This window comes from Pseudomonas sp. m6p, from assembly GCF_055760375.1.
Map to the genome: position 1 here is coordinate 3480104 of NZ_CM147084.1, position 17949 is coordinate 3498052.

General features: G+C 59.3%; 14 protein-coding genes, 5 tRNA genes and 1 pseudogene. 8 read left to right on the forward strand and 12 right to left on the reverse strand.

Annotated features, from left to right (window positions below; all coding sequences use genetic code 11):
* Positions 1–55: 55 nt before the first annotated feature.
* The 10 genes from ACYZUM_RS15735 to gltX all read right to left on the reverse strand — a co-directional run bounded on the left by ACYZUM_RS15735 (position 56) and on the right by gltX (position 6062).
* Complete coding sequence (locus ACYZUM_RS15735) at positions 56–502, reverse strand: Hsp20 family protein (RefSeq protein ID WP_108183245.1); 447 nt, start codon at positions 500–502, stop codon at positions 56–58.
* A 121-nt stretch (positions 503–623) separates the two neighbouring features.
* Complete coding sequence (locus ACYZUM_RS15740) at positions 624–1583, reverse strand: tRNA dihydrouridine synthase (protein ID WP_108183246.1); 960 nt, start codon at positions 1581–1583, stop codon at positions 624–626.
* Positions 1584–1737: 154 nt separating this feature from the next.
* Entirely contained in the window at positions 1738–2175 is a 438-nt protein-coding gene (locus ACYZUM_RS15745; protein ID WP_108183247.1) for an acyl-CoA thioesterase, read from the reverse strand.
* Positions 2176–2221: 46 nt separating this feature from the next.
* Positions 2222–3055, reverse strand: coding sequence for an alpha/beta fold hydrolase (locus tag ACYZUM_RS15750; protein WP_108183248.1), 834 nt, complete (start codon positions 3053–3055; stop codon positions 2222–2224).
* A 30-nt stretch (positions 3056–3085) separates the two neighbouring features.
* Entirely contained in the window at positions 3086–3625 is a 540-nt protein-coding gene (locus ACYZUM_RS15755; protein WP_041066015.1) for a TetR/AcrR family transcriptional regulator, read from the reverse strand.
* A 181-nt stretch (positions 3626–3806) separates the two neighbouring features.
* A tRNA-Glu gene (locus ACYZUM_RS15760) sits at positions 3807–3882 on the reverse strand.
* An 81-nt stretch (positions 3883–3963) separates the two neighbouring features.
* A tRNA-Ala gene (locus tag ACYZUM_RS15765) sits at positions 3964–4039 on the reverse strand.
* Positions 4040–4092: 53 nt separating this feature from the next.
* Positions 4093–4168 (reverse strand) — tRNA-Glu (locus ACYZUM_RS15770).
* 79 nt (positions 4169–4247) lie between these two features.
* A tRNA-Ala gene (locus ACYZUM_RS15775) sits at positions 4248–4323 on the reverse strand.
* Between the two features lie 257 nt (positions 4324–4580).
* Positions 4581–6062, reverse strand: coding sequence for a glutamate--tRNA ligase (gltX, locus tag ACYZUM_RS15780; RefSeq protein WP_108183249.1), 1482 nt, complete (start codon positions 6060–6062; stop codon positions 4581–4583).
* Between the two features lie 228 nt (positions 6063–6290).
* On the opposite strand from gltX, the gene ACYZUM_RS15785 reads away from it, so the two are divergent.
* On the forward strand, positions 6291–7340 hold the full coding sequence (locus tag ACYZUM_RS15785) for an HlyD family secretion protein (protein WP_041066008.1): 1050 nt from the start codon (positions 6291–6293) through the stop codon (positions 7338–7340).
* The gene (locus tag ACYZUM_RS15790; RefSeq protein ID WP_108183250.1) at positions 7330–8880 is read left to right on the forward strand and encodes an MDR family MFS transporter; all 1551 of its coding nucleotides are present in this window, start codon (positions 7330–7332) and stop codon (positions 8878–8880) included. Before ACYZUM_RS15785 ends, ACYZUM_RS15790 begins: the two co-directional genes overlap by 11 nt.
* A 115-nt stretch (positions 8881–8995) precedes the next feature.
* Here ACYZUM_RS15790 and uvrB read toward each other — a convergent pair whose 3' ends face one another.
* On the reverse strand, positions 8996–11011 hold the full coding sequence (gene uvrB / locus ACYZUM_RS15795; protein ID WP_108183251.1) for an excinuclease ABC subunit UvrB: 2016 nt from the start codon (positions 11009–11011) through the stop codon (positions 8996–8998).
* A gap of 337 nt (positions 11012–11348) precedes the next feature.
* Between uvrB and ACYZUM_RS15800 the strand changes: the two genes are divergently transcribed.
* The 5 genes and pseudogenes from ACYZUM_RS15800 to ACYZUM_RS15820 form a co-directional block, all read left to right on the forward strand.
* Positions 11349–12545, forward strand: a complete 1197-nt coding sequence (locus ACYZUM_RS15800; protein ID WP_025111170.1) for an amino acid aminotransferase — start codon at positions 11349–11351, stop codon at positions 12543–12545.
* Positions 12546–12762: 217 nt separating this feature from the next.
* Positions 12763–12963, forward strand: a complete 201-nt coding sequence (locus tag ACYZUM_RS15805; RefSeq protein ID WP_108183252.1) for a hypothetical protein — start codon at positions 12763–12765, stop codon at positions 12961–12963.
* Between the two features lie 70 nt (positions 12964–13033).
* A tRNA-Asn gene (locus tag ACYZUM_RS15810) sits at positions 13034–13109 on the forward strand.
* 172 nt (positions 13110–13281) lie between these two features.
* Entirely contained in the window at positions 13282–14604 is a 1323-nt protein-coding gene (locus ACYZUM_RS15815; RefSeq protein ID WP_032903730.1) for a tyrosine-type recombinase/integrase, read from the forward strand.
* Between the two features lie 909 nt (positions 14605–15513).
* A pseudogene (locus ACYZUM_RS15820) lies at positions 15514–16058 on the forward strand (integrase domain-containing protein); the annotation flags it as partial.
* A 161-nt stretch (positions 16059–16219) separates the two neighbouring features.
* Here the strand turns inward: ACYZUM_RS15820 and ACYZUM_RS15825 are convergent.
* On the reverse strand, positions 16220–16888 hold the full coding sequence (locus tag ACYZUM_RS15825) for an isochorismatase family protein (RefSeq protein WP_473060847.1): 669 nt from the start codon (positions 16886–16888) through the stop codon (positions 16220–16222).
* A gap of 142 nt (positions 16889–17030) precedes the next feature.
* On the opposite strand from ACYZUM_RS15825, the gene ACYZUM_RS15830 reads away from it, so the two are divergent.
* Positions 17031–17930 (forward strand): LysR family transcriptional regulator, encoded by a 900-nt coding sequence (locus ACYZUM_RS15830; RefSeq protein ID WP_032903728.1) that lies wholly within the window; start codon positions 17031–17033, stop codon positions 17928–17930.
* The last annotated feature ends 19 nt before the right edge of the window (positions 17931–17949 follow it).

Consider the following 17949-nt stretch of genomic DNA (forward strand, 5'->3'; position numbering starts at 1 on the left):
GGGCCTTCATTCAGCGGCTCAGCGCCTGTTCAGGCATTTTGTGTCTGCACGTGACTCAGTGCTGCAGAACCGGCTTTTGCGCCCCGTTGATCGGGATACGCTTGGCTTTCGCTTCTTCCGGGATCACCCGCAACAGGTCGATGCTCAACAGACCGTTGCTCAGATCGGCGGCCTTAATCTCGATGTGATCGGCCAGGCGGAAGGACAGCTTGAAAGCCCGCTGGGCAATGCCTTGATGCAGGAAGGTCACGCCTTCGTTGGCATCACGCTTGCCGCCACTGATGGTCAGCACACCCTTCTCGACTTGCAGCTCCAGGTCTTCTTCCTGGAAACCGGCGGCCGCCACGACGATGCGGTATTGATCGTCACCGTGTTTTTCCACGTTGTAGGGTGGGTAGGTGCTGCCTGGCTCGTTGCGTAGCGCGGTTTCGAACAGGTCGTTGAAACGGTCGAAACCCACCGAGGAACGGAACAGTGGTGCCAGGGAAAATGCAGTACTCATGGTTCAAATCTCCTGAAAACAATCAGCAAGTTTTTGTGTCTCCGCGACCCGAATTCGGCATCGCGTAACCCTTAGATAGGGACCACCAAAATGATTTCAAGAGAGTATTTGAAGATTTTTTTCAGGCCGCTTCGGCGACCGGCAAACCCAGTAAACGCGAGACCTGGTCCGGTTCTGTCTCGCGACGCAGCACAGTAAATAGCTCGGTCGCCTCGGGATAATTGCGCGTCAGCATCGCCAGCCATTGCTTCAAGCGACCCGGCGATTGACGTGCAGTCATCTGCGCCTTGGCTTGCAGCCAGAAGTCCTGAATCAGCGGCAGCAGCTCAGCCCAGCTCATCTCGACCACCTCTTCACCAGCGCGCGCGGCGGCGATCTGCCTAGCCAGATCAGGGCGCGATACCAGACCGCGACCGAGCATGATGTCTTCGACGCCGCTGATCTCGCGGCAGCGGCGCCAGTCCTCGACGCTCCAGATATCACCGTTGGCGAACACCGGCACCTTGACGACGTCCTGCACCCGCGGAATCCACTCCCAATGCGCTGGCGGCTTGTAGCCATCGACCTTGGTCCGGGCATGCACCACGATGTGCTCGGCGCCGCCCTCGGCCAGCGCCGTGGCGCAGACCAGCGAGCCGTCCGGGCTGTCGAAACCCAGGCGCATTTTCGCGGTGACCGGGATGTGTGCCGGCACGGCGCGACGCACATGCTCGACGATGGAGTTGAGCAGCTCCGGCTCCTTGAGCAGCACCGCCCCACCCCGGGACTTGTTGACGGTCTTGGCCGGACAGCCGAAGTTCAGGTCGATCACTTGCGAGCCGAGTTCGCAGGCCAGCGCCGCGTTTTCCGCCAGGCACACCGGATCGGAACCCAACAATTGCACGCGCAGCGGCACGCCGGAACGGGTGCGGGCGCCGTTGAGCAGCTCCGGGCCGAACTTGTGGAAATAAGCCGGGGTGAGCAGCTGATCGTTGACCCGAATGAATTCGGTCACGCACCAGTCGATGCCGCCAACGCGGGTCAGCACGTCGCGCAGGATGTCGTCGACCAACCCCTCCATGGGCGCCAGGGCAATTTGCATGGGAAAAACACTACTCAGGAAGAAAAAACGTGCGGCAGTTTACTGGATTAAGCCGTTTAAACCCACGACCACCTGTAGGAGCTGCCGCAGGCTGCGATCTTTTGACTTTGATTTTTAAAGATCGCAGCCTGCGGCAGCTCCTACAGGGATTGGGTCAGGCTGGGGACTGGATCGCCGGGCCGTAACCCTCGATGAACTCCGCCGGCATGCGCTTGGGTCTGCCGGTGGACAGTTCAATGCAGACGAAGGTGGTCTGGGCGCGCAGCAGGGTGGCGTTGTCGCTGGGGCGGATCAGCTGGAAGTGCCGGGTCATTTTCAGACGCTGATCCCAATCGACGATCCAGGTTGCAAGTTGCAGTTCGTCGCCTTCATAGGCCGCCGCCAGGTAATCGATTTCGTGCCGCACCACGGCCATCGCCCGATCCAGGCGCCGGTACTCGACCAGATCCAGCCCCAGACGCTGCGAGTGGCGCCAGGCGCAGCGTTCAAGCCAGGTCACGTACACCGCGTTGTTTGCGTGGCCCAGCCCGTCGATGTCCTCGGCGCCTACTTGCAGATCAATGGTGAACGGCGTTGCCCGATCCCAGCCCATGCCCCACTCCCGGTCAGATTATTCAACCGGGGCAGTGTAACGGATGTCAGGCCGATTGCCGCGCCTGAAGGCTGCGCCCCGCCAACAGTGATAACACGCCATCAACCACTCGAGGGTCGGCCAGCACGCGCTGGTGACCGCCGCTTTCCAGGCGCAGCAGGCGACTGTCGAACCAGGACTCGTGGATCAATTGCGATTCTTTGACCGAGACGAAAGTGTCGTCCTCGGCATGCACGATCAGGCCCGGCATATCCAATTGATAGTGCGCGACATCGAGGGTGGCGGCGCGCATGCCGACGTCCTGCTCGACCTGACGGATGAAGGCGGATCGTGCCCGCGGCGGCATGCCGACGTAGCGGGCGAAACCGCGCAGCACGCCGAGGATCCGTGCGGGCGCCGCGATGCTGACCAGGGTTTCGGTACGCAGCCCCAGTTGCACCGCGAGCATGGCACTGGCGCCGCCCATGGAGTGGCCGATGACGGCTTGCAGCGGTGGCAGTTCGGCGGCCGCTTCGAGCATGGCGCGTGCGAACAGTACGACATTGGCCTCGCGCCCCGGCGAGCGGCCGTGAGCCGGACCGTCCAGAGCAACGACGGTGTAACCGGCCTCGACCAGCGCGGTGATCAACGCCGCAAACTGCGTGGGTCGCCCTTCCCAGCCGTGCATCAGCAGCACCGCCGGGCCTTGGCCCCAGCGCAGCGCCGACAGGCCAAAGCGCAAAGTAATGCGTTCGGAGCTCGCCAGCAGCGGCAGCTCCCAATCGCGCAGCGGCAACGTGCGCGGCGTCATGAACGCTGCGCGCATTTTGCTCGCCACCCGCTTTGGTGCAATCCAGCCCAAGGTGCCATTAACGCCACGAACCCACTTCAACGTGTTCATCGCTCTCTCCTCAGGCGTGTTGCCTTCAGGTCAACGCACCGCCGACTTGGCAGCGCGCAGCAATCGATCGGATAAATCGCCCGGGCCCAGCGCGCGTGCCAGCGCCAGACCACCCACCATCAACGCCACATCGGCCAATGCCTTGTCGGTGTCCTCGGGGCTGGACGCCAACTGCGCAATCATCAGTTCCAGGTGTTCGTTCAGTGCGATGCGGAAGGATTCCGGCAGACGCCCCAGTTCGCCAATCGAAGCCGGTATCGGGCACGCAGCGTCGCTGGAATCCCGATGCTTGCGCGACAGATAGAACGCAGCAACCAGGGCGCGACGCTCTTCGCCGGTCAGCTCGGCGTCCATGTCGGCAATCAGGTCGCGTCGACGGCTGAGCAGTTGCTTGAACGCTTCGAGCATCATGGCGTCCTTGCTTTCGAAGTGCGCGTAGAAACCACCGACGGTCAGGCCGGCGGCGCCCATCACTTCGCCTACGCTGGGGTCCGCCGGCCCCCGCTGCATCAGCGCAGCACTGGCAGCCTTGAGGATGCGTTCGCGGGTTTGAGCTTTTTTATCGTTCATCGTTGCCTCCGAATATTACGACTAGAATATTATTCGCATAATAATATTCTGCAAGTCGAGGATATGACCGCTGGTCTGAAGCACAGTGTAAGGAAAATGGAGAGTTGGCCAAACGCCAGACAAACAAAAGGGCCATTCAATAATTGAATGACCCTTATAAATCCCGCAGAGCGGGTAATCGTGGCGTCCCCTAGGGGACTCGAACCCCTGTTACCGCCGTGAAAGGGCGGTGTCCTAGGCCACTAGACGAAGGGGACACAAACCCTTCTATACAGCTGATCAGTGCTGAGATCTGATCTGATTCAAGGCCGGTGTGGCCAGACCTTGAACTGTAAAATTGGTGGAGCTAAGCGGGATCGAACCGCTGACCTCCTGCATGCCATGCAGGCGCTCTCCCAGCTGAGCTATAGCCCCGGATTTTTCGCCTCGCGGCGGAGCGACATCTTGCAACATCGCTTCTGTAAAACTGGCGTCCCCTAGGGGACTCGAACCCCTGTTACCGCCGTGAAAGGGCGGTGTCCTAGGCCACTAGACGAAGGGGACGCAAACCCTTCCATACAACTGATCAACGCTGAGTGTTGATCGCTTCGGAGCCGGTGTGGCCAGGCTTCGAAGTGTAAATTGGTGGAGCTAGACGGGATCGAACCGTCGACCTCTTGCATGCCATGCAAGCGCTCTCCCAGCTGAGCTATAGCCCCTCATCGTTGATGTCATCGCTGAGGACGGGGCGAATCTTAAGGGCGTATCGAAAGCCTGTCAAACTTATTTTTGAAAAATTTCAAAGTTTTTTGTCGGCATAACAATCACTTACCACCCTCCCCCCGAAAATCCGGGAGGTTTACGCACACCGCCGACCTTCAGGAGCTGGCGCAGACTGCGGTCTTTTGCCGTTGGTCTTTAGAAGCAAGAGCAAAAGATCGCAGCCTTCGGCAGCTCCTACACAAGCCGCAAGCGCTTAGGCGATAGCGCCCAGCAGCTTTTCCCACTCTTTGTTTTCTTTCTTCGACACGCCACCCAGCAGGTCGATAGCCTGGCGCAGACGGAAACGGGTCAGGTCCGGGCCGAGGATTTCCATCGCATCGAGTACCGATACCGAGCTTGCCTGCCCGGTGATCGCGGCAAACATCAGCGGCATTGCGTCACGCAGCTTCAGCTCAAGGGATTCGACCACCGCCTGAATCGTTGCGGTGATGCTGTCCTTCTCCCACTGACGCAGGCTTTCCAGCTTCCACAGGATCAACTGCATCAACTGACGCACCTGATCACCGGAAAGCTTTTTCGATTCGAACAGCTTGGCATCCGGGTTCACGCCACCGGCAAAGAAGAACCCGGCCAGCGGTGCAACCTGGCTGAAGGTTTCCACGCGGCCCTGAACCAGCGGCGCGATCTTCATCATGTACTCGGAATTGAACGCCCACTTCTGCACGCGCGCGGCGAATTCTTCCACCGGCAGGTCACGCAGCCACTGGCCGTTGAGCCACGACAGCTTCTCAATGTCGAAGATCGGCCCGCCGAGGGACACACGCTTGAGGTCGAAGTTGTCGACCATTTCCTGCAGCGAGAACTTCTCGCGCTCGTCGGGCATCGACCAGCCCATGCGACCGAGGTAGTTGAGCATCGCTTCGGGCATGAAGCCCATGCGCTCATAGAACGTCACCGAGGTCGGGTTCTTGCGCTTGGACAGTTTGCTCTTGTCCGGGTTACGCAGCAGCGGCATGTAGCACAGCTCCGGTTGCTCCCAGCCGAAGTATTCGTACAGCAGAATCAGTTTCGGTGCCGATGGCAGCCATTCTTCGCCGCGCAGCACATGAGTGATGCCCATCAGGTGGTCGTCGACCACGTTGGCGAGGAAGTACGTCGGCAGGCCGTCGGTCTTCATCAGCACTTGCATGTCCATGCGATCCCACGGGATCTCGACATCGCCACGCAGCATGTCCGGCACTACGCAAACGCCTTCGGTCGGCACTTTCATGCGGATCACGTGCGGCTCGCCAGCGGCCAGACGCGCCGCGACCTCTTCCTTGGACAGCAGCAGCGCGCGGCCGTCGTAACGCGGGGTTTCGCCGCGCGCCATTTGCTCGGCGCGCATCTGGTCCAGTTCTTCAGCGGTGCAGAAGCATGGGAATGCATGGCCCATGTCCACCAGTTGCTGGCAATACTTCTGATAGATATCGCCACGCTCGCTCTGCCGGTACGGGCCGTGCGGGCCGCCGACGTCCGGGCCTTCGCTCCAGTCGATCCCCAGCCAGCGCAGGGCGTCGAAGATCTGCTGCTCGGACTCGCGGGTCGAGCGCAACTGGTCGGTGTCTTCGATGCGCAGGATGAACTCACCGCCATGCTGCTTGGCAAAGCAGTAGTTGAACAATGCGATGTAAGCGGTACCTACGTGGGGGTCCCCGGTAGGCGATGGCGCGATGCGAGTGCGGACGGTGGTCATGGCATGTCTCGAAAAGAATGAAAAGCAAAACAATCAAGCGGCGAATGGTAACAGGCGACACCCGCCCCGCTCCAGCGGGCAGGGCATTTAAGCCAAGTTTGCGGCTGGAACGCCCATAGAGCGTGGCGAATGGCCGAATATCGGTCGACGGCATTTACCGTTTATCGGCTTCGTGCCAGATTCACCCCCTGATAACTTTCCTTACAATTCCTCGACTACAGTTTGCCCATGCCTGCCCAACTCAAGCGTCGCCTGTTCGTTTTCCTGCTGCTGGTTCTGTTGATTGCCGGGGGCTTCTTCGCCCATTGGTTTTTCAAGGGACGCTTTTATGAAAGCACCGACAATGCCTATGTCCAGGGCGAGATCACCCGCGTCTCCAGCCAGTTGAGCGCGCGCATCGACGAAGTGCTGGTGCAGGACAACCAGCACGTGGAAAAAGGCCAGTTGCTGGTGCGCCTCGAACCCAATGATTTCCGCCTGGCGGTCGATCGCGCCAATGCCGCCCTCGCCACCCGCGAAGCCGAGCGCTTGCAGGCGCAAAGCAAACTGACTCAGCAATCGAGCCTGATCGCCGCCAGCGACGCGCAAGTGGCCGCCTCCCAGGCATCGCTGGGTCGCTCGCAGATAGATCTGTCTCGCGCTGAAGCCTTGCGCAAGCCTGGTTTTGTGTCCGAGGAACGGGTCACCACCCTCTCCGCCGACAATCACATTGCCCGCTCGCAAGTGGCCAAGGCTCAGGCCGATGCGCAGAGCCAGCGCCAGCAGGTCAACGCACTGACCGCCGAGATCAAACGCCTCGACGCGCAGATCGCCAACGCCCGCGCCGATCTGGCGCAAGCCGAACTCAACCTGACTCGCAGCGACATTCACGCGCCGATCAGCGGCATGGTCGGCCAGCGTGCCGCGCGCAACGGCCAAGTGGTGCAGGCCGGCGCGTACCTGCTGTCGATCGTCCCGGACGAAGACATCTGGGTGCAGGCCAACTTCAAGGAAACGCAGATCGGCCACATGGTCCCCGGCCAAAAAGCCGAACTGACTTTCGACGCCTACAGCGACACGCCGATCGAGGCGCGTGTCGACAGTCTGTTCGCCGCCTCGGGTGCACAGTTCAGCCTGTTGCCGCCGGATAACGCCACCGGCAACTTCACCAAAGTCGTGCAGCGGATTCCGGTGAAATTGACGTTCAAGGCTGACAATCCGTTGCATGGCAAGATCCGTCCGGGCATGTCGGTCACCGCCACCGTGAACATCAAAGACGCCCCAGACAATGGCCGGTGATCAACTGATCCGCCCGGTCGGCGAACCGACCCGGCGGGACTGGATCGCGGTGATGAGCGTGATGCTTGGCGCCTTCATGGCAGTGCTCGACATTCAGATCACCAACTCCTCGCTCAAGGACATTCAGGGCGCGCTGTCGGCGACACTGGAAGAAGGCTCGTGGATTTCCACCTCCTATCTGGTGGCGGAAATCATCATGATTCCGCTGACCGCGTGGCTGGTGCAGTTGCTCTCGGCACGACGGCTGGCGGTGTGGGTGTCGCTGGGGTTTCTGGTGTCATCGTTGCTGTGCTCGATGGCCTGGAGCCTTGAAAGCATGATCGTCTTTCGCGCCATGCAGGGCTTCACCGGTGGTGCACTGATCCCGCTGGCATTCACCCTGACCCTGATCAAACTCCCCGAACACCATCGCGCCAAAGGCATGGCGATGTTCGCCATGACCGCGACCTTCGCCCCGTCCATCGGACCGACCCTCGGCGGCTGGCTCACGGAAAACTGGGGCTGGGAATACATCTTCTACATCAACATCCCGCCGGGGCTGATCATGATCGCCGGACTGATGTACGGGCTGGAGAAGAAAGAAGCGCACTGGGAGCTGCTGAAAAGCACCGACTACACCGGGATTCTCACGCTGGGTGTCGGCCTCGGCTGCCTGCAAGTCTTTCTCGAAGAAGGCCACCGCAAGGACTGGCTGGAATCGAACCTGATCGTGACCCTCGGCAGCATCGCCCTCCTCAGCCTGATCACCTTCGTCATCGTGCAGATCTCCAAACCCAGCCCGCTGATCAACCTCGGCATCCTGCGCAATCGCAACTTCGGCCTATCGAGCATTTCCAGCCTGGGCATGGGTGTCGGCTTGTATGGCTCGATTTATCTGCTGCCGCTGTACCTGGCGCAGATCCAGAACTACAACGCCCTGCAAATCGGCGAAGTGATCATGTGGATGGGCGTGCCGCAGCTGTTCCTGATTCCGCTGGTGCCGAAACTGATGAAGTTCGTTTCACCGAAGTGGCTGTGCACCCTGGGCTTCGGACTGTTCGGGCTGGCGAGTTTTTCGTCGGGGGTGCTCAACCCGGATTTCGCCGGGCCGCAGTTCAATCAGATCCAGATCATCCGCGCGCTGGGTCAACCGCTGATCATGGTCACCATTTCGCTGATCGCTACGGCGTACATCCTGCCGCAGGACGCGGGGTCGGCATCGAGCCTGTTCAACATCCTGCGCAACCTCGGCGGCGCGATCGGCATCGCCCTGCTCGCCACGCTATTGGATGCACGCACCAAAACCTACTTCGATTATTTGCGTGAAGCGGTGGTGCCGACCAATCCGCAAGTGGCCGAGCGGCTGGCGTCGATGACCGACCGTTTTGGCAGTGACACGGCGGCGTTGGGCAAGTTGAGCGAGATCGTGCATCAGCAGGCGCTGATCATGGCTTACAACGATGCGTTTCACTTTGTCGGGATTGCGCTGGGAGTCAGCATGTTGGCGATTTTGTTGACCAAAAAATTGCCAGAGGGGCTGAAGGCTGGGGAAGCGCATTAAACTGAACACAACCCTGTAGGAGCTGCCGAAGGCTGCGATCTTTTGCTTTTGATTGTAAAAAACAAGATAAAAAGATCGCAGCCTCCGGCAGCTCCTACAGGTTTAGCATCAGGCTTCAAACCGCCAAAAGCCGCTCACGCAGTTTGGCAATCTCATCGCGCATCTGCGCCGCCGCCTCAAATTCCAGATCCCGCGCCAGCTGATACATCTTCTCTTCCAGCGCGCGAATGCGTTTGGTGATTTCGCTCGGCGAGCGCAGTTCGGCTTCGTACTTGGCGTTTTCTTCGGCAGCCTTGGCCATACCCTTGCGCTTCTTGCTGCGCGAGCCGGGCACGGTGGCGCCTTCCATGATGTCGGCGACGTCCTTGAACACCCCTTTGGGCGTGATGCCGTTGGCGAGGTTGAAGGCAATCTGCTTGTCGCGACGACGCTCGGTCTCGCCAATCGCCCGCTCCATCGAGCCGGTGATGCGGTCGGCGTAGAGAATCGCCCGGCCATTGAGGTTGCGCGCAGCCCGGCCGATGGTCTGGATCAGCGAGCGCTCGGAACGCAGGAAGCCTTCCTTGTCGGCGTCAAGAATCGCTACCAGCGACACTTCCGGCATGTCCAGACCTTCACGCAGCAGGTTGATCCCCACCAGCACATCGAAGGTGCCCAAGCGCAGATCGCGGATGATCTCGACCCGCTCGACGGTGTCGATGTCCGAGTGCAGATAACGCACGCGCACGCCGTGGTCGGCGAGATAATCAGTGAGGTCTTCGGCCATGCGTTTGGTCAGCGTGGTGACCAGCACCCGCTCCTCGACCGCCACGCGCTTGGTGATTTCCGAGAGCAAGTCGTCAACCTGGGTCAGCGCCGGGCGCACTTCAACCTGCGGGTCGACCAGACCGGTCGGACGCACCACTTGCTCGACCACGCGCCCGGCATGCTCGGCCTCGTAGTTGCCCGGCGTTGCCGAGACAAAAATCGTCTGCGGGCTGACCCCTTCCCACTCGTCAAAACGCATTGGCCGGTTGTCCAGCGCCGACGGCAAGCGGAAGCCATATTCCACCAGGGTTTCTTTACGCGAACGGTCGCCCTTATACATCGCGCCGACTTGCGGCACGCTGACGTGGGATTCGTCGATCACCAGCAAGGCGTCGGCCGGCAGGTAGTCATAGAGCGTTGGCGGCGCGGCACCGGCAGGACGCCCGGACAGGTAGCGCGAGTAGTTTTCGATGCCGTTGCAGTAACCCAGTTCGAGGATCATTTCCAGGTCGAATCGGGTGCGCTGCTCCAGGCGCTGGGCTTCCACCAGTTTGTTACTGCTGCGCAGGTATTCGAGACGTTCCTGCAGCTCGACCTTGATCCCCTCGATGGCGTCGAGCAGGGTTTCGCGCGGCGTCACGTAGTGACTCTTCGGATAGAAGGTGAAGCGCGGCATCTTGCGGATGACTTCGCCGGTCAGCGGGTCGAACGCGGAGATGCTCTCGACCTCGTCATCGAACAGCTCGATGCGGATCGCTTCCAGATCGGATTCAGCCGGGTAAATGTCGATCACGTCGCCACGCACGCGGAATGTCGCGCGGGCAAAATCCATGTCGTTGCGGGTGTATTGCAGGTCGGCCAGACGTCGCAGCAACGCGCGCTGATCCAGTTTGTCGCCGCGATCGACGTGCAGCACCATCTTCAGATAGGTTTCCGGACTACCGAGACCGTAGATGCACGAGACCGTGGTGACGATGATCGCGTCCTTGCGCTCGAGCAACGCCTTGGTCGCGGACAGACGCATCTGCTCGATGTGGTCGTTGATCGACGCGTCCTTCTCGATGAAGGTGTCGGACGACGGCACATAGGCTTCGGGCTGGTAGTAGTCGTAGTAGGAAACGAAGTATTCGACGGCGTTGTTCGGGAAGAACGCCTTGAACTCGCCATACAGTTGCGCGGCGAGGGTTTTGTTCGGTGCCAGCACCAGCGTCGGGCGCTGTACCTGCGAGATGACATTGGCGATGCTGAAGGTCTTGCCCGAGCCGGTCACACCGAGCAGCGTCTGGTGCGCCAGCCCGGCTTCGATGCCCTCGACCAATTGGCGAATCGCTTCTGGCTGATCGCCGGCAGGCTCGAAGCGGGTGACTAGCTGGAATTCGGACATACACACCTCTGGGATCGCGGCTCGCGCAGAAAACAGCCGAGCCGCGGGGATGACCGCAAACGACCGTTGTCGCCCAAGGAAAAACGAAGATTGTGCTCAATGTGGAGCCGATTGCCTCGCCTTTCAAGGCAAACGTCCTACATCCGGTAAAGTCTCTGACAGAGCCAATCGACTAACGGTCAAGAAATAATCGGAAAAACTTGCCGGAAAAGCTGAATCGCCTGTCGCCATTGCTCAGTAATGGCCTCTATACTAGCTCCCCGTTTGTGCACCGCTCTAGTGCATTCGGCTGGAGCGCGACACGTCCCTCCACTCTCCATTCAGAGCCGCCGTAATAATGAGCCTGTTCTCCGCTGTCGAAATGGCACCCCGCGATCCAATCCTGGGCCTCAACGAAGCATTCAACGCCGATACCCGGACCACCAAGGTCAACCTGGGTGTAGGTGTTTACTGCAACGAAGAGGGGCGAATTCCCCTGCTGCGCGCGGTGATCGAAGCCGAAACCATTCGCGCTGCTCAGCACGCCTCTCGTGGCTACCTGCCGATCGACGGCATCGCCGCCTACGACCAGGCGGTGCAAAAGCTGCTGTTCGGTAACGATTCGCCGCTGATCGCTGCCGGTCGCATTGTCACCACTCAGGCTGTCGGCGGTACCGGCGCGCTGAAAATCGGTGCCGACTTCCTCAAGCAACTGCTGCCGAACGCCGTCGTGGCCATCAGCGACCCGAGCTGGGAAAACCACCGTGCGCTGTTCGAAACCGCTGGCTTCCCGGTGCAGAACTACCGTTACTACGACGCCGCCACCCACGACGTGAACCGTGCCGGCATGCTCGACGACCTCAATGCCCTGCCGAACGGCTCGATCGTTGTGCTGCACGCCTGCTGCCACAACCCGACCGGCGTCGACCTGACCCCGGCCGACTGGAAGAATGTGCTGGACGTGGTCAAGGCCAAAGGTCACGTGCCGTTCCTCGACATGGCTTACCAGGGTTTCGGCGACGGCATCGACGAGGACGCCGCAGCGGTGCGTCTGTTCGCTGAATCGGGCCTGACTTTCTTCGTTTCGAGCTCGTTCTCCAAGTCGTTCTCGCTGTACGGCGAGCGCGTGGGCGCCCTGTCGATCGTCAGCGAATCGAAAGAAGAAAGCGCGCGCGTGCTGTCGCAGGTCAAGCGCGTGATCCGCACCAACTACTCCAACCCGCCGACTCACGGTGCCAGCGTTGTCGCCGCCGTGTTGAACAGCCCGGAACTGCGCGCCCAGTGGGAAGCCGAACTGGCAGAAATGCGCCTGCGCATTCGCGGCATGCGCGAGCAGATGGTCGCCCTGCTGGCCGAGAAAGCCCCGCAGCGTGACTTCAGCTTCGTCGGCCGTCAGCGCGGCATGTTCTCCTACTCCGGCCTGACCACCGAACAGGTGCATCGCCTGCGTAACGAGTTCGGCATCTACGCCCTGGACACCGGCCGCATCTGCGTCGCGGCACTGAACCAGAGCAACATCAAAGCGGTCACGGATGCGATCGTTCAGGTCATCTGATTCGCCTGGCAATGAAAAACGGGAAGCCTTGGGGCTTCCCGTTTTTTATTTGTCCGAAGGAATGCAACATTCCCTCTAAACTGCATACAAATCTGAGCTGTGGGAGCGAGCCTGCTCGCGAAATCGGTGTATCAGCCAAAGATCATGGCGACTGATCCGATGCTTTCGCGAGCAGGCTCGCTCCCACAGGTTTCGTATATATCCAGGAATAACCCACATGAAAAACGACAACCTGCGCGCCGACCGAGACGACCTGGATGACTTCATCCCCCGCGCCCCGGCCAAACGCGACAAAAACCTAGTGCTGCAAGTGGCGGCCGGGGTATTCCTTGGCGGCCTGGCGCTGTGGCTGGTGCAACTGGCGGCCACGGCGTTGTACGCAAAGCTGCTGATGGGCACCCTTACATTCGGCGGCTGACAGCCGTTCGGCAAAAAAAGAATCGGCAAAGCTTGACTAGTCTTTTTAAATCAGTAACATACGCACCAATTCCGCAATAGCTCAGTTGGTAGAGCAAATGACTGTTAATCATTGGGTCCCTGGTTCGAGTCCAGGTCGTGGAGCCATACAAGGTTCCAGAGAAGGCTTCTAAAATCTCTGAAACCCCCGAAAAACCCGCCTTATGGCGGGTTTTTTCGTTTTGGCGTTCCGTCGGACTCGGGTGAATTCTGGTGGATTCCAACTGTTTTAAGGGTAGAGTTTGGGGTAAAGGTCAATTCGATAAAAGGGAGTACCCTTATGTCGCGCACCACTGCTCCACTCTCCGATTCCGCTTGCCGTTCGGCCAAGCCCACAGACCGCGCCTACAAGCTTTTCGACGGCGACGGCCTTTACCTTCTAGTCCAACCCAATGGCCGCAAAGGCTGGCGGCTCAGATACGTCAAACCTGATGGACGCGAAGGACTGACCTCATTCGGTAACTACCCTGTCGTTGGCCTTGCCGATGTGCGCCGCAAGCGCTTGGAGGTCAAGCGAATGCTGGCGGATGGCATTGATCCCATAGGAGCCAAGAACCAAGCCAAGACGGAAGCCCTGATCAAAGGCCGCACCTTTGAAAGCGTTGCGCTGGACTGGCACACGGAAATGTCAGCCAAGTGGGCACCAGACTATTCCAAGACAGTGATGAGTCGCCTCAAAACCCACCTCTTCCCGCTGATCGGTGCCCGCGCCATTGTCGACCTAGACACCCACGACCTTATGCAGCCCTTGGAAGCGATCAAGAAGCGAGGAACGATAGACGTTGCTTTAAGGGTACAAAACTACCTGCAGAGCATCATGCGCAAGGCAAAGCGCCTCCGGCTTATCACCGTAAACCCTGCTTACGACCTCGAAGGCTCGATCAAAGCCCCGCGGGTCGTCCACCGCCCCGCTTTACCCTTATCGCGCTTGCCTGAATTGCAAGAACGGATCGACACCTATAACGGCCGCGCACTTACCCGGCTGACGGTCATGCTATCTCTGCATGTGTTTGTACGCTCCAGCGAACTGCGCTTCGCCCGCTGGAGCGAGTTCGACCTCAAGCGTGGCGCCTGGGAAATACCCGACACGCGGCCAGCGCTGGAAGGCGTACCCTTTTCCACAAGGGGTACGAAGATGGCAGGTGATATCCATCTTGTACCCTTATCGCCGCAAGCCGCAGCCCTGCTCGAACAGATCCATGTCCTCACAGGCAAATTTGACTTGGTCTTCGCAGGCGACACCAATTCTTGGAAACCGATGTCCGAAAACACTGTGAACAGCGCGCTTCGGAAGATGGGGTACGACACCAAAACAGAGATCTGCGGGCATGGCTTTCGTTCGATGGCCTGCAGCGCACTGATTGAGTCGGGCTTGTGGACGGATGCAGCCATCGAGCGGCAGATGAGCCACAAGGAACGCAACAACGTCCGAGCGGCCTACATCCACAAGGCCGAGTTCATCGAGGAGCGCAGGCTGATCATGAACTGGTGGAGTCGGTACCTTGAGGCTAATCAGCAGGAGCATGTCAGCCCACGCGAATTCGCCAATCAGACGGGTGCGAACGTCACTCGACTAAAAGCAAAACATGGCGCAACTGAGTAAGCGCTCGGTCTTCATATCTCGGTGATCCGCTTGTCCACGCGGGTCCCTCCAAGCAGGGCTGCAACGCCGCCCTGCTTGGAGGGACCTCACTTAAAAAATCTGAAAGCCCACGCAACCGTCTGCAGAAAACCACGGACTTCCAGAGGTGGATAATTTCATCCGCAGCCGCAGAGCTCTCGAAAATTCGAGCCTTGACCCTACCTATCCGCAGGCGTAGAAAAGATCGTGCAAGCGCTGTCGTTGACAGCAACCCAGGTAGCCAGAACCTTTAAGGCTACGCCACACCGTGGTGGTTCTCCCCCAAGTGCGATTAGCGTCCGGCAGCTCGCACGGTCACTACCCATGTGATGGATGCCTACTTCTTCGCTTTGCCTACCTGCGGAAAAACCCACCCTACCCAGCTGTCTTGCAGCAACCTATACGCTTGGCCATTTCACTGCGCCAACCTGCGCCCGTCTCTTTCCCCGGAAAGAGACGGGCGCTCTTACCGCTGCTGCAGCCCACCTCGTACAAGGCTTTGCGGCATTCCCCCTCGTGACAATCGGCGTGACAAACCGAAGTCACCAGCAACAGCGATGCAGATGATGGTGCCGCAGCCCACGGAATGGACTGCACCTGACTGACAGTCAGGCATGCCCCGGTCATCGCTTCACTGCCTTCACCCGACTCAGGATCTCGCGGCATTGGTCTCGTCAGCCAATGCGGCCTCCACCCGCCCACTTCTTCGGAAGTGTTCAGGAGGCCAGATCATGAGATGCCCAAGCTCCCGGTCGTAAGGAGTCGTCAGTCCCGCGTTAGTGGACACCCCTCACAGGTCGCAGGGGCCTTGATCCCTGATAACACTCAGCATTCTTGGCGGGATGACGTGAGGAAGGTTTTAAAAGTTTTGGCTTCGAGAGGAGTTCGATCATGGCATTGGTCGGTAGACGGGATGGGCGCAATTTTGGCTATGGCCGGCAATTGAGCTATGCCGGGCCGCAAGCGCTGAAAGATCTGTTTGGCGGAGGGCATTACGGGACGGTCATAGCGCACAGTGATCGCTGGCAGGCGTTTGTTCAGTGGTGTCGGTCGGAGGATGGACCAGGATTTAACGATGCGCGGAAGATTAATTGGCAGACCTTGCTGGACTACGCCGGACATCTGCGCCAACAAGTTGAACGAGGTGAGCTGGCCATCGCGACTGCGCAAAACCGGTTGTCCAGTGTAAATCGGACCATGGCCGCGCTTCGCGGTGATCAGTATGTGAAAGCGCCGAGCCCGAGTAAGGCGCTGGGACTGCAGCGCACCAGTGTTCGTCGCTCGATGCCGCAAGGCCAAGACCGCGAACACGTGAAGCGGGTCGTAGACGTGCTCACCGGACATCAGCAGTCGCGTGCGGCGGCCATCGCGCAGTTGGCACGCGCCTGCGCGAGGCGATCCTGGCTGACCTGCCACGCCTAAAACGCGAAGCTCAACACCAAGAACTGGCTGTGTAATGGACTGAAAAACAAAACCCCGGAGGTTGGCCCTGCCGGGGTTTTTATAGATGCCTGACATTGGATAAAGGTAAGAAAGCTCCCCCTAGTGCTGGCTATGAAAGGCCGAATCCGACTGCGTAAGACGATAAAGTCCAGACTTATTTCTGGCCAGCGGTGGCAAGGTAGTCGAGGCACGTGTCTACCGTTTCCACATCGGCAAACTTGGCGTCGATGTCAAACAGGTTCCAGGCCACGGCACCCGGTACACGGTCACCAATGCATTCTTTTACCGCGATGGTGCGGAACCCTTCCGCCAGGCCGTCGCACAATGTTGTCCGAACACAAGCCGAAGCGGTCACACCGGTGACCAGGATAGTGTCGACACCGGCCGAACGCAGATAGCCAGCCAGCGAGGTACCGCTGAAAGAGCTGGCGCGCTTTTTCAGCAGGACGAATTCGCCATCGATCGGCGCGATGCGCGAGTCGATGGCCCAGAGATTCTCATCACTCTGATTAACCACATCCACCGGGATCTTGTTGTGCCATTGGCCCATGTCGGTGTTGGGGTCATTGCGATCGGTATTCTGGTAGCAGGTGGTCACATGCACGATTGGAAACTTGTTGGCGCGGAACGCTTTCATCAGGCGCTGCACGCCAGGGATGATTTCGTCGTCGATTTTGTCACAGGTGAACGGGTTACCCGGACGGGTCCATGCGTTTGCCAGATCGACGTTGATCAGTGCCGGGCGTTTGCCAAAACCGATACGGCGCTGAAAGCCTCTCTCCTTGTACAGCTTGGTGGATTCTTCAAAAGCGCGCTCAAGCATGGCCATCAGTTCTTGCGACATAGTAAGTCTCTCCGCTGCTCTGGGAAAAGGTCGGCATCTAAGGTTTGCCTTGACCTGGGACTCACGATAATCTGCGGTATAAATTACATCCAATTCATTATCTGGCATTATTGATACCAATATGAGCATTAATGTCCGTTTCGATCTTAAGCAGATGAAAGCCTTCGTAGCGGTCGCGGAACACCTGCATTTCAAACGTGCGGCGGACGTGTTGTTCATCACTCAACCGGCGTTGAGCCGCCTGATCAAAGGGCTGGAAGAAGAGTTGGGCGCGGAGTTGTTCAAACGCACCACCCGGCAGGTAGCGCTGACAGAAGCGGGTCGTCTGTTCCTGCAGGAATGCAATCAGGCGTTCCGGCATATCGAGCGTGGTGTCGATTTAGCACGCAGCGCAGCGGCCGGTGACATTGGCCATCTGACAGTCGCCTACAACGATTTTGCAATCAATGGCGCTTTACCCGGCATTCTTGAGCGCTTCAAGGAGCTGCATCCGGACGTCACCGTAGAGTTGCTCTACATGCCGTCCCACGAGCAGTACAAAGCCATAAATGACTTACTGATCGACGTCGGTTTCCTGTTGGGCCCGGTGTCCGTGGCAGGGATTGACTCGCTGCCCGTGGCCGAAGAAAGAATGGTGGTCATTCTTCCTGCACGGCACCCGTTGGCCGGACACGCCAGCCTGCGGGTCGAACAACTCAAGGACGAGCGTTTTATTTTCGGTGCGCAAAGCGGCTGGAGCCTGTTCCGCGAACAGTCATTCCAACTGTGCCAGCGCTTTGGATTTACGCCGAACATCATCCAGGAAGCGACCACCAGCATCGGCATCTTTGGCCTGGTCGCCGCCAACATGGGAGTGTCCATTTACTCGGAATGCGCCTACAAGATCCAGCGCGAAGGCGTGATCATCGTCCCGTTGGCGAATGACCACCCGCGGGTGCAAACCATCGCAGCCTGGAACGAGGATTACGAAACCCCGACGGCACGACGGTTCAAGGCATTACTGCGAGACTTGACCGCCTAGGCGGCTGGACTTTGCGATG